The organism is Bacillus sp. SW14, assembly GCF_047608225.1.
GTDB classification, from domain to species: domain Bacteria; phylum Bacillota; class Bacilli; order Bacillales; family Bacillaceae; genus Bacillus; species Bacillus subtilis_G.
The window spans coordinates 2,924,746-2,939,422 of record NZ_JBLKRW010000001.1 but is presented as its reverse complement, the minus strand read 5'-3'; the positions used below and the strand labels follow the sequence as shown (position 1 = coordinate 2,939,422).

Here is a 14,677-nt window from a genome sequence, read left to right as displayed (position 1 = left end):
GATCATGCGTCGTCCTGAGCGGACCACTACCCGAAAATTTTTATGATACAGAGGTGGAAGATGCGAACTGAACTGGCAAATAAGGTTGTGTCGATTGAAACGGAGAAAAGGCTTTCGTTGAAAGAAAAAATTTCCTATGGATTTGGTGATTTTGGCAACGGTTTTATGTTTGATCTCGGCCAGATTTATTTATTGAAGTACTTTACTGATGTAGCGGGAATCCCGGCTGCGATGGCCGGCGGCATTTTTTTAGTCAGCAAGCTGTTTGCGGCGATAACCGATCCGATTGTCGGCTCATCAATTGATTATCGCAAACATATCGGCAAACGGGGTAAATTCAGGCCTTATCTATTAATCGGCAGCATCGTGCTTGCGCTGCTTACTGTTCTTATTTTTCTGTCTCCCAATGTATCAACGACTGGAAAACTGATTTATGCATATGCATCCTATATGATTTGGGGCATCGGCTATTCGTTTGTGAACATTCCGTACGGCTCATTAGGAGCAGCGATGACTCAAAATTCTGAGGATCGGACCTCCATTTCGACTTTCCGCCAAATCGGATCGCTTGGAGCCTTGTTTATCACAAGTGTGGCCGTGATGCCGCTGCTCGTCAAGTTTGATAATCCGAAGGTCGGCTACCCGGTGGTCATGGGCTTATTCGCCGCACTCGGTGTACTTTGGTTTTATATTTGCTACCGCAACTGCAAAGAGCGCATTGTCATATCGGAGGCGCCAAAAGAAAAATTAACACTCTCATCTGTCGTCAAAACATTTATCACAAACAAACCGCTCTTAACCCTGGTCCTGATGACGATTTTTTCAATTTCCGCATACAACATTAAATCCGCCATGCTCATCTATTTCGCACAATATAATCTGGGCAATGTTGAATTAATGGCTTATATGAACTTTATTATTATCGGTTCTTCCTTTTTGGGCGTCGTATTCCTGCCAAAGCTCGTCAAGATATTTGGTAAGAAACGAACGGCAATGATCGGCTTCGGCATCAGTGTGGCCGCGGATCTGATCAACTTTATGCTTCCATCAAACGTTTATATGTTTACGATTCTCGCCAGCATCGCCTTTATCGGAATCAGTATCCCAAATGGCATCACGTGGGCGCTTGTCTCCGATATTATTGACTATGGCGAATGGAAATCCGGGGAACGGAAAGAAGCTACAACATATTCACTATTTAATTTCTCCAGAAAGCTTGCTCAGTCATTGTCGGGTTTTCTCTCAGGCATCGGTTTGGGGATTATCGGCTATGTGCCGAATGTTGTCCAGTCAGCACAGGCGCTGATCGGCATCAAAGCGCTGCTGCTTCTGTATCCGGCCATTGCTTTGGCATTAGCGATGATCATTATCGGCTTTCTCTATAAACTCACAGACCAGCAGCATGCACAGATCGTTCAGGATCTTCATCTAAAGAGATGAGGAATAGGATGCTTTGTCAGTGTTCTTTGTTTATTTTACAGGGTGCTATCTGTCGGGCTGTGATTCGTTTTTTCCGTCCGATCATCGGAAAACCGGCAGGAACAGAAGCTGAGAATCCGGTGTCTTATTAATCTGGAAATATAGTGGGAGAGACGGTATGTTTGATGATACAATATACAGTAAATAATCGCAGCCGGTATGATAAGGAAGGGAATTAGATGGTAACCATAAAAGATATCGCAAAACTCGCAAACGTATCCCACACAACCGTTTCCAGAGCACTCAACAACAGCCCTTACATTCAAGAACATACGAAGAAAAAAATACTGGAGCTCGCAGCACAGCTCAACTATACGCCGAATGTAAACGCGAAAAGCTTGGCGATGCAAAAGTCACATACAATCGGGCTTTTCTTTACAAGCATCACAAACGGAACCTCACACAGCTTCTTTGCTGATACAATCAAAGGCGTCAATCGAGCCATTAGTGAGAATTACAATCTGTATGTGCGCGGCATTGATGATCTAAAAAACTATGACTCCGTTACGCCGATGAGATATGACGGTATCATTTTAATGAGCCAAAGTGACATTGATAATTCTTTTATTTATCATATTCGGGAAAAAAATATCCCGCTCGTCGTGCTGAATCGCGATATTGATGATCGAGGCATCACGAATATTTTGTCTAATGACAAGGAAGGCTCTCAGGAAGCTGTAGAATACTTCATTAAGAACGGACATCAAGACATCGCCATCATCGAGGGGATCGAAGGCTTTAAATCCTCCCAGCAGCGAAAGGAGGGCTACTTAGCCGCATTGATTCATCACCATATTCCGATCAAACATGAATACAGTGTCAAAGGGCAATACGATATGGATAGCGGCTTTCAAGCGATGGAACGGATGCTGGCGCTGCCGAATCCTCCAACCGCTGTCTTTTGTTCGAATGATGATATGGCAATCGGAGCGATGAATGCGATATTCGCAAAGGGACTGCGTGTCCCTGACGATATTTCCGTAATCGGATTTGATGATATTGGGTTTTCGCAATACATTACGCCAAGGCTTTCGACAGTGAAACGTCCGGTTGAGAAAATCAGCGTGCTTGGCGCGCAAAAACTGTTGTCGCTGATCAGCGAGCCGGAAACAAAAGCAGAAAAAATCTTGGAAAATACAGAATTCATGGTGCGTGATTCTGTTAGACAATGGACCACGTGATGCCCCCGTTTTTCAGCGGGCATTCTTTGTACTGAAAAATGTTAACGTGTGCATAAATGAGAGAGGGAGGCAATGAAGGTGCAGAAACTGAATAAAGACGTGTACGATCACTATACTCAGTACCCGGAAAAAATTCTCCAATTTGGAGAAGGGAACTTTCTTCGAGGGTTTGTCGATTGGCAGATTGATTTATTGAATCAACACACTGATTTTAATGGGAGTATCGCAGTTGTCCAGCCGAGAGGGTCAGAAAAAATCAAAAGATTAAATGATCAAGATGGTTTATACACGCTTTTTTTACAGGGAATGAAAGACGGAGATGCGGTAAACGAGCATATGATTATCAATTCAATCAGCCGGGGAATTGATTTGTTTTCTGATTATGAAGCATACAAAGAATTGGCTTCAAGCGAAGAGCTGCGGTTTATCATCTCCAACACAACTGAAGCCGGTATCGTATGTGATGAAACAGATCGGTTAAAGGATAGACCACAAAAAACATTCCCTGGGAAATTAACTGCATTTCTCTACTTTCGCTATCAGGCTTTTAAAGGAGATCAGACAAAAGGGTGTGTTTTGATCCCATGTGAACTGATTGAGAATAACGGAGAAAAACTGAAGGAAACGATTCTTCATTATGCGGATCTATGGAAGCTGGAAGAAGGGTTTACACAGTGGATTCATGAGGCCAACACGTTTTGCAATAGTTTAGTAGACCGCATTGTCCCGGGTTTTCCTGTCGACAGCATTGATGAGATCACAGCTGAACTGGGCTATCAAGATGATTTGATTGTTGTGGGAGAACAGTATTATTTATGGGTCATCGAGGGGCCGGATTGGATTGGAGAGGAACTGCCCTTTGCGGCTGCCGGGCTCCATACAAAGATTGTCAGTGACCTAACCCCTTATAGGATTAAAAAAGTGAGAATTTTAAATGGCGCTCATACGGCAATGACGCCAGTTGCTTTATTATACGGCTTGAAAACGGTACGGGATGCTGTCGAGCACCCGGAAGTGGGGCGGTTTATGAGAGAGCTGATCGGTGATGACATTCTTCCTGTTTTAAAAATGGAAGGGCTTTCTCGATATGCTGACGATGTGCTGAACCGTTTCAAAAACCCGTATATGAAGCATTACCTAGAAAGCATTGCATTGAACTCCGTTTCCAAATTTAAAACGAGAAACCTGCCGACCATTCAGGAATATGCCGAACAGAAGGGACAGCTTCCTGAACGCTTGGTGTTTTCATTCAGCGCTCTGCTTTATTTTTATCAGGGAAACGAGAATTTGCAGGATGATCCGGCTGTTCTTCAATTTTTCAAAGAGGTTTGGGATCAGGAGAATGGAGACATGCTTCGTATCGCCTCAAAAGTGTTAGGCGAACAGCGGCTGTGGGGAACAGACCTCAACGAGATACCGATGCTGACTGAGAGAGTCGCGGATTACTTGAATCATATTCATGAGCTGGGCATGCAGCGGGCTCTTGAACACTGCTGCACACAAAGGGGAGAAGTGCGATGAAGTCATTTATCAAGATTCATAAACAAGATAATGTCCTTCTTGCTCTGCGGGATATCCAGAAGGGGGAGCGGCTGAATCCGGAAGGCGTATCGATTGAAGTGAAGGATGATATAAAAAGAGGCCACAAGATCGCGCTCCAGCCTATCAAAGAAAACGACAGCATCATCAAATACGGGTTTCCAATCGGGCATGCATCACAAGATATATCGATCGGAGAGCATATTCATGTCCATAATTCGAAAACAAATCTGTCTGAGATCCAAACATACAGCTATACACCGAGATTTGATGAAAATCCGTACTCAAAAGAGAACCGGACGTTTAAAGGATTTAGAAGAGAAAATGGAGATGCCGGTGTACGCAATGAATTGTGGATTGTGCCGACTGTCGGCTGCGTTAATGGGATAGCTGAAAAAATGCTCCAGCGTTTTGTCAGAGAAACCGGGGATATCGCTCCATTTGATAATATGCTCGTGTTAAAACACCAATACGGATGCTCGCAGCTTGGCGATGATCACGAAAATACGAAGCAAATCCTGCTGAATGCCATTCGCCATCCAAATGCCGGCGGCGTTTTGGTGTTAGGGCTTGGCTGTGAAAACAACGAGCTTGCAGGAATGAAGGAAGCGCTGCAGGATGTGAATCTGAATCGGGTGAAGTTTCTTGAATCCCAGTCGGTGACCGACGAAATGGAGGCAGGCGTTGCTTTGCTGAAGGAAATTCATGAAGCCGCTAAAGGGGATAGGCGAGAAGACATTCCGCTGTCTGAACTGAAAATCGGGCTGAAATGCGGAGGTTCGGACGGTTTTTCCGGCATAACGGCAAACCCGCTGCTTGGCCGTTTTTCAGATTATCTCATCGCACAGGGAGGGAGCACGGTGCTGACGGAGGTCCCGGAGATGTTTGGTGCGGAAACCATCCTAATGCAGAGGGCTGCCAATGAAGAAGTATTTCATAAGATTGTCCATTTAATCAATGATTTCAAACAATATTTTATAAAACACGATCAGCCGGTGTACGAAAACCCTTCACCGGGCAACAAAGCGGGCGGCATCTCTACGCTTGAGGATAAATCGCTGGGCTGCACGCAAAAAGCGGGGATTTCTCCTGTCGCGGATGTCTTGAAATACGGCGAAGTGCTCAAGACAAAAGGGCTGACGCTTTTGAGCGCGCCGGGAAATGACTTGATCGCGTCCTCCGCATTGGCGGCGGCCGGCTGCCAAATTGTCCTGTTTACAACGGGAAGAGGCACGCCGTTCGGCACCTTTGTCCCGACGGTGAAGGTCGCAACAAACACCCAGCTGTACGAGGCGAAGCCGCATTGGATTGATTTCAACGCAGGTCTTTTAGCGGAGGATGATGTTCACGAGGAATATGTGCTGCAGGAGTTTATCCACTATATGATTGAGGTCGCAAGCGGCGAGCTTGTGAACCATGAAAAAAATGATTTCAGAGAACTCGCCATTTTTAAATCAGGTGTGACGTTATAATGAAGAAGGCTATCCTACGAGGGGATAGCCTTCTTCATTAAATCAGTTTCAATCCGCTGATCAAAATGATGGACGCCATAATAAATTGCAGCGGACGCGGAGAGAATCGAGGCGAGAGATGGCTTCCGATCAGCACGCCGGGGATCGAGCCAAGCAGCAGATTAGCTGCCAGCATATAGTCGACGCTTCCGAAGCTTGCGTTCAAAATACCTGCTGCCGTCACGAGAAGAAAAGCATGTGCGATATCGGTTCCGACAATCTGTGACGCTTTCATGTTAAATAAGTAAATCATGGCGATTGCAAACAGTGAGCCGGAACCGATTGATGTTAATCCGACAATAAATCCGAACACAACACCAATGAGAATCGTCAGCGACCGCTTATTTTCAAGCGGCATCAGCTGCCAGCGGTTCGGGCGAAGTTTTCGATCCAAAAACAAGCGAACGATGATTGAAATGGCAACAAGCGTTAACACATAGCCAAGAGCGTGCTTAATAATGTCTTCCTGATGCTGATGGAAGGAGGGGAACAAATGCAATATGCTAATGGCGAGCGAAGCACTCGGAATACTGCCGATGGCTAAGTATTTTACCAATTTAAAGTTAATCGTTTTCTGCCGCCAATGGGAGGCAACGCCAAACAGCTTTGTGATCGAGTTATATACAAGATCCGTACCGACCGCGATGGAAGGATTAATTCCAAGCACAATTAAAAGAGGAGTTAATAAGGCCGCTCCGCCCACTCCCGTCAATCCCACTAAGGCTCCGACAAACAAACCCATTAATATGATGCTTACACTCATGATAAAGGCCTCCTGAAAACCCGACTATTTTTATCAGATTATATATGATTAGGTCGTGTTAATCAATTGAATGTTTAGAATATTAGTGCATTTTCTGCTTAAAATTTTGGTTTGCCCAATATCTTTATTCATTTGCCCTAGAATGAGTGTCTGGTCAAGATCGAGAAGGAAGCCGGAGGCACAAAAAAAGATACCCTTTAAACAGGTATCTTTTCTTGTATATTTACATGCGCTGCTGATAAAAAGGAAGTTCTGTGTGACCCATTTCCCGCACATAAACGAATAGGTTGCCTTTATGGTGAATTTCATGTTCCATTGCAAGCTGAAGCAGTGCGCTGCCTGTGAGTTTTCTGCCGAAAGTGGCTGTCAGATCAATTTCTCTATCCAGTTGCTCTTCAGTCAGCTGTTCAAGGATAGCGGCCGTTTTTTCTGTATATGTTTTTGCAAGTACATTGAGATCTGTTTCTGTTTCTTCCTGTTTGTTTTGAAATGGTGAGGCATTGCCTTCTTTAATGACATTTGCAATCAAGTGGAAAGACGTCAGAATGTGTTTGACCAGCTCTTCCGCTGACATTGATGTTTCAGCCGGTTTGTAGCTGTAATGGTCTTTGCTGATTTTTTCAGCCAGTTCATTTGTCACGTTTCGATGGGATAAAAAATGGCTGACAATTTGATTGGATTGACTCAATATGATCTCCTCCATATGTAAAATGAATGGTGCAATGAAATCCTATACCAACAATTATCAATTCACAAGCAATATGCTGTGGGATGAAACAAAACGCTATGTCAATCGTATACATAATGTTCACAAAATATGAAATGGAGTACAAACATGACAAACATACCTTTCATTTATCAGTACGAAGAAAAAGAGAATGAAAGAGCTGCGGCAGGCTACGGCACTTTCGGTTACCTTATCACACGAATTGAAGAGGCGCTTTATGACCAATACGGCATTTTCTACGAGCTCTATGCCAGTGATGACCCGAACACTGAGTACTGGGAGCTTCTTGAAGAAGATGTCCGGAGCGGTTCATTGGAGCCTGAGCATGTGGCATATATATTTGAAAAGCTTGAAAAGAAAACCTTTGCTTATGATGAAGATGAAAAAGAACCGGATTATACCGTCCATAAATCTATCAGAAACAGCGTATATGCTTATCCTGAAAAGGGTGTCGCTTTTGCCAGAATTCCATATTTTCAAGATGGGAGCATCATGAGTTTCGATTGTCTGTTTGCGGTTAACGATGAAAAGATGCGTGCATTTCTAGAGGGAGTCAGGCCGCGCCTCTGGGAAAAAAGCAAGCGGAAAGTGACCGTTTTTACGGATGGAGATGGAGGGACTTCAAGAGAGCAGGAAGCGATTGTCAGAGAGGTTCAACGAAGTCAGGTGATCATGAATCCGTTATTGAAAAAAGAGATATACCGATCAATTGATCAATTTTTTCATAGTGATAAATCGTTTTATCAAACGTACGACATTCCTTACAAGCGCGGTATTCTGTTATATGGCCCTCCCGGGAATGGAAAGACGACATTAGTGAAGTCAATTGCAGGCAGTATCGATGCACCTGTTGCTTATTGGCAAATAACAGAATTTACGTCGAGTGAGACAATAGAAGAAGTCTTTCAGTCAGCGAGACGCCTTGCTCCTGCAGTTCTGGTCATCGAGGATATCGATTCAATGCCGGAAGATGTGCGGTCCTTTTTTCTCAATACGCTGGACGGCGCGACATCAAAAGAGGGGCTATTTCTCATCGGCACGACAAACTATCCCGAGGAGATTGATCCAGGTTTGATGAATCGTGCAGGACGGTTTGACCGTGCTTATGAAGTCGGGCTTCCGGATGAAGGGCTGCGGCGGGACTATATGAAAATGCGAGGCTTTGACATCTTTTTGAGTGAAGAAGACATAAAAAGCGCCGCGAAGCTTACAGAAGGTTTTTCCTTTGCACAGCTGGGAGAATTATATGTATCTTCAGCCCTTCAATGGCACCAAGAAGGGAATCATCATATTGAAACCATGGTGAAAGACATGACAGGAGAGCAACGAAAAAGCCGGCAGGGAAGTTGGATGGAAAGAAACAAGGTCGGTTTTCACTAAATAAAAGCGCGGTTTTAAAAAACCTGCGCTTTTTTGTTGCGGTTAGCCGAAATTTGACAATTGCGGTCTTTTTGCGTTCTTCTTTTTCTATTAAATATGATAAAATATGACATATCTCGGGTAACTTAAAAGGGGGGATCAATTGAGGATGAAGCAGACGATTCCGTCCTCTTATGTCGGGCTTAAAATTAATGAATGGTATACCCATATCCGGCAGTTTCACGTCGCTGAAGCCGAACGGGTCAAGCTCGAAGTAGAAAGAGAAATCGAGGATATGGAAGAAGATCAAGATTTGCTGCTGTATTATTCTTTAATGGATTTCAGGCATCGTGTCATGCTGGATTACATTAAGCCTTTTGGAGAGGACACGTCGCAGCTTGAGTTTTCAGAATTATTAGAAGACATTGAGGGGAATCAGTACAAGCTGACAGGTCTTCTTGATTATTACTTTAATTTTTTTCGCGGAATGTATGAATTTAAGCAGAAAATGTTTGTCAGTGCCATGATGTATTATAAACGGGCGGAAAAGAATCTGGCCCTTGTCTCGGATGATATTGAGAAAGCCGAGTTTGCTTTTAAAATGGCCGAGATCTTTTACAATTTAAAACAAACCTATGTTTCGATGAGCTACGCCGTTCAGGCGTTAGAAACGTACCAAATGTATGAAACGTACACCGTCCGCAGAATCCAATGTGAATTCGTTATTGCAGGGAATTATGATGATATGCAGTATCCAGAAAGAGCATTGCCCCACTTAGAACTGGCTTTAGATCTTGCAAAGAAAGAAGGCAATCCCCGCCTGATTAGTTCTGCCCTGTACAATCTCGGAAACTGTTATGAGAAAATGGGTGAACTGCAAAAGGCAGCCGAATACTTTGAGAAATCTGTTTCTATTTGCAAGTCGGAAAAGTTCGATAATCTTCCGCATTCTATCTACTCTTTAACACAGGTTCTGTATAAACAAAAAAATGAAGCCGAAGCGCAAAAAAAGTATCGTGAAGGATTGGAAATCGCCCGTCAATACAGTGATGAATTATTTGTGGAGCTTTTTCAATTTTTACATGCGTTATACGGAAAAAACGTAAACACAGAATCAGTCTCACACACCTTTCAATTTCTTGAAGAACATATGCTGTATCCTTATATTGAAGAGCTGGCGCATGATGCTGCCCAATTCTATATAGAAAACGGACAGCCCGAAAAAGCACTTTCGTTTTATGAGAAAATGGTGCACGCACAAAAACAAATCCAGAGAGGAGATTGTTTATATGAAATCTAAATGGATGTCAGGTTTGTTGCTCGTTGCGGTCGGGTTCAGCTTTACTCAGGTGATGGTACATCCGGGAGAAACAGCAGACAGAGAAGATAAAACATTTCATGTTGCGGCACGTAATCAAACATGATGATGACGAAAAAAGACCCCCCATGGGGTCTTTTTTACTTCAGATTCCATTCTTTTATGGTCAGCTCGGAAGATCCGCTTGCCACCAGCGGATCTTCATGTCCGATTTTCGCAGCCTCTTCCGGCGAACCTGCTTCGATGACGTAGGCTCCGCCTGTGGCATCGCTGAATGGCCCGAACATTTTTATGCGTTTTTCTGCCTGTAAGCGGTCCAAAAACTCATAGTGTCCAGCCACATGCTCCTGATTGAATTGATCTGTTCTTGTTGTCAGCATTAAATACGTATGCATGATCATTCCCCTCCTAATGAATTTCAGTTTAACACAATTATCCATATAGCGGTGACGGATGAAATGAGCTTTTCGTCCTACGAATGCCACCTATTGATGAAAAAGAAAAAAGGAGAGATGATGGGTGAGCATTCAAGTGAAGAAAAATTTGGTTTCTGAGGCGAAATACGCGTTGAAGTGCCCCAATGCGATGTCCGCTGAATACATTACCATTCACAACACGGCAAACGATGCGTCAGCGGCTAATGAAATCAGCTATATGATTGGGAACACCAGCTCGACAAGCTTCCATTTTGCGGTGGATGATAAAGAGGTGATTCAAGGTCTGCCGCTTAACCGAAACGCCTGGCACACGGGTGACGGCACAAACGGGACAGGCAATCGCAAATCGATTGGCGTTGAGATTTGCTACAGTAAATCGGGAGGTCCAAAGTACGAGGCAGCTGAAGCCTTGGCGATTTCATTTGTCGCACAGCTTTTAAAGGAGCGCGGCTGGGGAATCGATCGTGTGAGAAAGCATCAGGACTGGAGCGGAAAGTACTGTCCGCACCGCATTTTATCGGACGGGCGCTGGGATCAAGTGAAGGCAGCCATTGAAAAGGAATTAAACGGAGGCGTGTCAGCGAAAAAGGCTTCAGTCTCTTCTTCGGCGTCTGTATACCATGTGAAAAAAGGCGACACACTGTCGGGTATTGCCGCATCGCACGGTGTCAGTGTGAAAACGCTGCAAAGCATAAATCATATTATTGACCCGAATCACATCCAAGTCGGCCAGATGATTAAACTGTCGCAAACGGCGTCTGCTTCTAAAAGCCATGCCTCGTCTTCATACCCGCTCCCATCCGGAGTGATCAAAGTGACAAGCCCGCTGACGAAAGGGACAAACGTAAAACAGGTGCAGACTGCTTTAGCTGCCCTTTATTTTTATCCTGATAAAGGAGCGAAAAATCACGGCGTTGACAGCGTTTATGGCCCGAAAACAGCAAATGCCGTGAAACGTTTTCAGTCTGTCAGCGGATTAACGGCCGATGGAATTTATGGTCCGAAAACGAAAGCGAAAATAAAGGAAAAGCTGTAATCAATAAACGGAAGCGTCAGCTTCCGTTTTCATTTTACATACAAACTGCGGCAAGAACTTTTTGAATATCATAAATGCTTTCATCTTTTTTAAACTGTTTTGAGACAGCGGGAAGTTCCGCGCCGGAAATCCAAATTTTCAATTCTGAATCTAGGTCAAAGCGGCCGGCGGTTTCCACGCTGAATCTGGAAATGCTTTTATACGGAATCGATTGAAATTCCGTTTTTTTACCCGTGATTCCCTGCTTATCTACAAGAATAAGCCGCTTATCAGTAAAGACAATGACATCTCGAACCAACTTAAACGCGGCATCAACATTTTCACCTTCCAGTAAAATGCGAGCCAGCTCTTCTTTTGCCTCAGCTGTAGACAGTGTTGACGCATTGCCAAGTAATCCATCAATAAATCCCATCATATACCTCCTGATATGTAGTCTATCAAATCATACTATAAAAAGGTTTTCATTCATAGATGAGTAGAGTAAACTGGTGCTGACTGGCAAAGGAGAGCGTTCAAAATGAAAGATAGGTATGACAGCTTTGCAGCCCTTTCTGCTTCTGAATCAGAGTACCGGATAATTTACGAAGAGAAAAACGGAAGTGAGCTTATTGTTCTTGGTCCCCACGGCGGCAGAATTGAGCCAGGCGTCAGTGAACTGGTGCGGGCATTTTCCGATCAATGTTCCATTTATTTGTTTGAAGGTGTAAAGCAGCGAAACAACCGTTCCTTACACCTGACAAGCACTCGGTTTGACGAGCCGCTGGCTTTAGAAAAAGTGAACGCCCACCACTGCGCATTAGCATTTCATGGGTATCATGATCCAAAAACTCCGCATACATTGGTCGGTGGCGCGGATCGTAAAAAAGCCAGGCGCATTTGTGAGCGGCTGAATGAAGCGGGCTTCAGTGCCGAGCTTACGAGTGAGAAAGACCGGCTGGCAGGTGTGCATCCGAACAATATTGTCAATCGGACCAAAAGGAAAATGGGACTGCAATTGGAAGTAAGCACGGCACAGCGAAACGCGTTGTTCCGCAATTTTGGCTGCCGTGATGAAGGTTACAAACAAAACGATTTATTTTGTCGATATGTGGAAGCTGTTAAGCTTGGTTTTTATGATTGATTGAAGCGGGACCTGCACGATCCGCCTATTCCTTCATACGCTGAGGTTGTGCGAAAGTGTAGGGAGGAATGAATCAATGTTTTATCATATTAAAGAGCTTCAATATCAAGCAAAGCCGGCTCATCCCGATCCTGTTTATGCGAAAAAGCTCCAAGAAATACTGGGCGGCCAATTCGGTGAGATCAGTGTCATGATGCAATATTTGTTCCAAGGGTTTAACTGCCGTGCTGATGCGAAATATAAAGACTTGCTTTGTGATATCGGAACGGAAGAGATTGCCCATGTGGAAATGCTGGCGACAATGATTTCCAGGCTTCTGGATCATGCGCCGGCTGATGTGCAGGAGGATGCTTATAAGAGTAATCCGGCTGTTGCGGCTGTGATGTCAGGCATGAATCCGCAGCACGCCATTGTCGCAGGTTTAGGCGCGATGGCGGCTGACAGTGAAGGATATCCATGGAATGCCAAATACATTATTTCAAGCGGGAATTTGCTGGCGGATTTTCGCGCAAACTTAAATGCGGAATCTCAAGGGCGCCTTCAGGTGACCCGGCTCTATGCGATGACGGATGATCCTGGGGTAAGAGATATGCTGTCATTTTTAATTGCAAGGGATACTTATCATCAAAATATGTGGTATGCGGCCATTAAAGAGCTCGAAGAAAGAGAACGGGATATTGTCGTGCCTACGACGTTCCCGCGTGAACTCGAAAAGCGGGAAGTCGCTTATGACCTGTTTAACTTTTCCAGAGGGGATGAAAGCTCACGAGGAAGATGGGCTCATGGCGAAGCCTTTGACGGCCGGGGCGAGTTCAGATATATTCCGGCCCCGATTGCGTTCGGGCCTGCGCCTCATCTTAAACCGGCGCCTATGTGGGTGCATGATACCATTCCCCCAATGTCGAAATGTTAGTTTCTCTGCCGGGCTGAGATAGAGGAGTTCTGTTCCCAGCCCGTTTTTGCTTATCTGTTTTTGCCGATATGATATAACGCTTTTTCTTCGGCGACCTGCAAGTGCTGCTGATCGTCTTCCTCGTACGCATTTGGCCGCTTGTTCGTTAATAAGTAAGCGAGCCGCTTCTGAAATTGAATACCTGCTTTACGCCGTTCAAACATTTCAAGCCTTTTTTCCGCAAATTCTTTTGTTACCCGGAATACCGCTGCAATTGTAGCGAGCGCCTGGCTTCTCCATTGCGGCAGTTCCATTTGCAACAGCATAAAGGTTGGCACACAGAAGTGGTACATAAATTGATTCGCCTGAAATTCCTGCAATTCCCTGAAGAGCTTGTTCATCTGAAAATGATTGCCTGCATGCTTTAACACGTGGCACAGTTCATGGCCGAAATCCTCCCATTGCTCTTCCAGTGATTTTCTCTGGTTCAATACAATACTGTACATGCCGTCGTATTTGACCATCATGCTCCCCATATCCTCAAAATGAACCCAAATATCAAGGTCCTTTGCGATTTTCAGCATGTCAATGTGATGGGGGGAGGTCACGCCCAGCCGGCTGTATATATTTTTTACGTATTCCTCCAGATGTGATAAGTAATCGCCCAATTGAATACTCCCTTTCGAACATGTGTTCTGTTTTTAGCGAGAAAGAAAAGCCCGTATAGGACTGGAAAGTGTGTAGAAATCTTTCCCTTTTCTAAAAAAAATAAACAGTTTTTTCTTTATATCGGTCTATTTTTTATATGTTTTAGAGAACAGGGGAAGAATTATTTATTTTTCGGTTTTCGGTTTTTCTCTTTTTCTTTTAAATAGTTGATAAATTCGATGGCCTGCTGTTTGCTTTCTGGGGAAAAATCCTGCATATCACGGTATGCGAGCTGCAAGTCCGGATCTGAGAACATATCGTCGTCGGATTTTTTGTCTTTCCCTGTTAATAAGTAATCAGCCGTTACTTGAAAGTAATTAGCCAGCTTTTGCAGTGTGTCGTAATCAGGTTCGCTCCGCCCGTTTTCATAATGGGAATATCGTGCCCGTGACACACCGATGTGTGATGCGACTTCTTCCTGTGTCCTTTTCCCTCTGAGACTCTTCAATCTGCCGCCTATCATGCTATGACCTCTCTTTTTAAACTCCTTAAGTTACTTATGATTATAGATACAATCTGTATCAAAATAAAGTTATGATAAAAAAAGTATCAAAAATAACTTGATGATACATAATGTATCGTTTATACTTGGTAACAGTTGATACGA

The 14,677-nt window shown here is 44.2% G+C and carries 16 protein-coding genes and 1 pseudogene; 11 read left to right on the top strand and 6 right to left on the bottom strand.

Features of this window, described 5'->3' with window-relative positions; translation table 11 throughout:
* The first annotated feature begins 60 nt into the window (after window positions 1–60).
* The 5 genes and pseudogenes from ACMX2I_RS15160 to ACMX2I_RS15140 all read left to right on the top strand — a co-directional run bounded on the left by ACMX2I_RS15160 (window position 61) and on the right by ACMX2I_RS15140 (window position 5,671).
* The gene (locus tag ACMX2I_RS15160) at window positions 61–1,440 is read left to right on the top strand and encodes an MFS transporter (protein ID WP_414957363.1); all 1,380 of its coding nucleotides are present in this window, start codon (window positions 61–63) and stop codon (window positions 1,438–1,440) included.
* A gap of 53 nt (window positions 1,441–1,493) precedes the next feature.
* Window positions 1,494–1,571 (top strand): annotated as a pseudogene (locus tag ACMX2I_RS15155) (hypothetical protein); the annotation flags it as partial.
* An 87-nt stretch (window positions 1,572–1,658) separates the two neighbouring features.
* Window positions 1,659–2,660, top strand: a complete 1,002-nt coding sequence (locus ACMX2I_RS15150) for a LacI family DNA-binding transcriptional regulator (protein ID WP_414957362.1) — start codon at window positions 1,659–1,661, stop codon at window positions 2,658–2,660.
* A gap of 78 nt (window positions 2,661–2,738) precedes the next feature.
* Window positions 2,739–4,181, top strand: a complete 1,443-nt coding sequence (locus ACMX2I_RS15145; RefSeq protein ID WP_414957361.1) for a tagaturonate reductase — start codon at window positions 2,739–2,741, stop codon at window positions 4,179–4,181.
* On the top strand, window positions 4,178–5,671 hold the full coding sequence (locus ACMX2I_RS15140) for a UxaA family hydrolase (protein WP_414957360.1): 1,494 nt from the start codon (window positions 4,178–4,180) through the stop codon (window positions 5,669–5,671). The genes ACMX2I_RS15145 and ACMX2I_RS15140 overlap by 4 nt, the downstream gene beginning before the upstream one ends.
* 37 nt (window positions 5,672–5,708) lie before the next feature.
* Here the strand turns inward: ACMX2I_RS15140 and ACMX2I_RS15135 are convergent, their stop codons facing one another.
* A complete protein-coding gene (locus tag ACMX2I_RS15135; protein ID WP_414957359.1) occupies window positions 5,709–6,473 on the bottom strand; it encodes a sulfite exporter TauE/SafE family protein in 765 nt (254 codons plus the stop codon).
* A gap of 223 nt (window positions 6,474–6,696) precedes the next feature.
* Entirely contained in the window at window positions 6,697–7,161 is a 465-nt protein-coding gene (locus ACMX2I_RS15130; protein WP_394714680.1) for a DinB family protein, read from the bottom strand.
* A gap of 147 nt (window positions 7,162–7,308) precedes the next feature.
* Here ACMX2I_RS15130 and yjoB point away from each other — a divergent pair, with 147 nt between their 5' ends.
* The 3 genes from yjoB to ACMX2I_RS15115 all read left to right on the top strand — a co-directional run bounded on the left by yjoB (window position 7,309) and on the right by ACMX2I_RS15115 (window position 9,983).
* Window positions 7,309–8,580 (top strand): ATPase YjoB, encoded by a 1,272-nt coding sequence (gene yjoB / locus ACMX2I_RS15125; RefSeq protein WP_087990871.1) that lies wholly within the window; start codon window positions 7,309–7,311, stop codon window positions 8,578–8,580.
* A gap of 142 nt (window positions 8,581–8,722) precedes the next feature.
* Window positions 8,723–9,859 (top strand): response regulator aspartate phosphatase RapA, encoded by a 1,137-nt coding sequence (gene rapA, locus ACMX2I_RS15120; protein WP_289346953.1) that lies wholly within the window; start codon window positions 8,723–8,725, stop codon window positions 9,857–9,859.
* Window positions 9,849–9,983: a PhrA family phosphatase inhibitor gene (locus tag ACMX2I_RS15115; protein ID WP_289346954.1), complete on the top strand. Its 135-nt coding sequence runs from the start codon at window positions 9,849–9,851 to the stop codon at window positions 9,981–9,983. Before rapA ends, ACMX2I_RS15115 begins: the two co-directional genes overlap by 11 nt.
* 34 nt (window positions 9,984–10,017) lie before the next feature.
* Here the strand turns inward: ACMX2I_RS15115 and ACMX2I_RS15110 are convergent, their stop codons facing one another.
* Entirely contained in the window at window positions 10,018–10,272 is a 255-nt protein-coding gene (locus tag ACMX2I_RS15110) for a YciI family protein (RefSeq protein ID WP_087990874.1), read from the bottom strand.
* Between the two features lie 124 nt (window positions 10,273–10,396).
* Between ACMX2I_RS15110 and ACMX2I_RS15105 the strand changes: the two genes are divergently transcribed.
* Window positions 10,397–11,350 carry an N-acetylmuramoyl-L-alanine amidase gene (locus ACMX2I_RS15105; protein WP_414957358.1) on the top strand — a complete coding sequence of 318 codons (954 nt, stop codon included), beginning with the start codon at window positions 10,397–10,399 and terminating at the stop codon, window positions 11,348–11,350.
* Window positions 11,351–11,384: 34 nt separating this feature from the next.
* Here ACMX2I_RS15105 and ACMX2I_RS15100 read toward each other — a convergent pair whose 3' ends face one another.
* On the bottom strand, window positions 11,385–11,762 hold the full coding sequence (locus ACMX2I_RS15100; RefSeq protein ID WP_087990876.1) for a PH domain-containing protein: 378 nt from the start codon (window positions 11,760–11,762) through the stop codon (window positions 11,385–11,387).
* A 105-nt stretch (window positions 11,763–11,867) separates the two neighbouring features.
* On the opposite strand from ACMX2I_RS15100, the gene ACMX2I_RS15095 reads away from it, so the two are divergent.
* Window positions 11,868–12,470, top strand: coding sequence for a poly-gamma-glutamate hydrolase family protein (locus tag ACMX2I_RS15095; RefSeq protein ID WP_087990877.1), 603 nt, complete (start codon window positions 11,868–11,870; stop codon window positions 12,468–12,470).
* Between the two features lie 76 nt (window positions 12,471–12,546).
* Window positions 12,547–13,383: a manganese catalase family protein gene (locus tag ACMX2I_RS15090; RefSeq protein WP_414957357.1), complete on the top strand. Its 837-nt coding sequence runs from the start codon at window positions 12,547–12,549 to the stop codon at window positions 13,381–13,383.
* Between the two features lie 50 nt (window positions 13,384–13,433).
* Here ACMX2I_RS15090 and ACMX2I_RS15085 read toward each other — a convergent pair whose 3' ends face one another.
* Both ACMX2I_RS15085 and xre read right to left on the bottom strand, forming a co-directional pair.
* Window positions 13,434–14,030 (bottom strand): ImmA/IrrE family metallo-endopeptidase, encoded by a 597-nt coding sequence (locus tag ACMX2I_RS15085; protein WP_414957356.1) that lies wholly within the window; start codon window positions 14,028–14,030, stop codon window positions 13,434–13,436.
* Window positions 14,031–14,191: 161 nt separating this feature from the next.
* Entirely contained in the window at window positions 14,192–14,533 is a 342-nt protein-coding gene (gene xre, locus ACMX2I_RS15080) for an HTH-type transcriptional regulator Xre (RefSeq protein ID WP_414957355.1), read from the bottom strand.
* Between the last annotated feature and the right edge of the window lie 144 nt (window positions 14,534–14,677).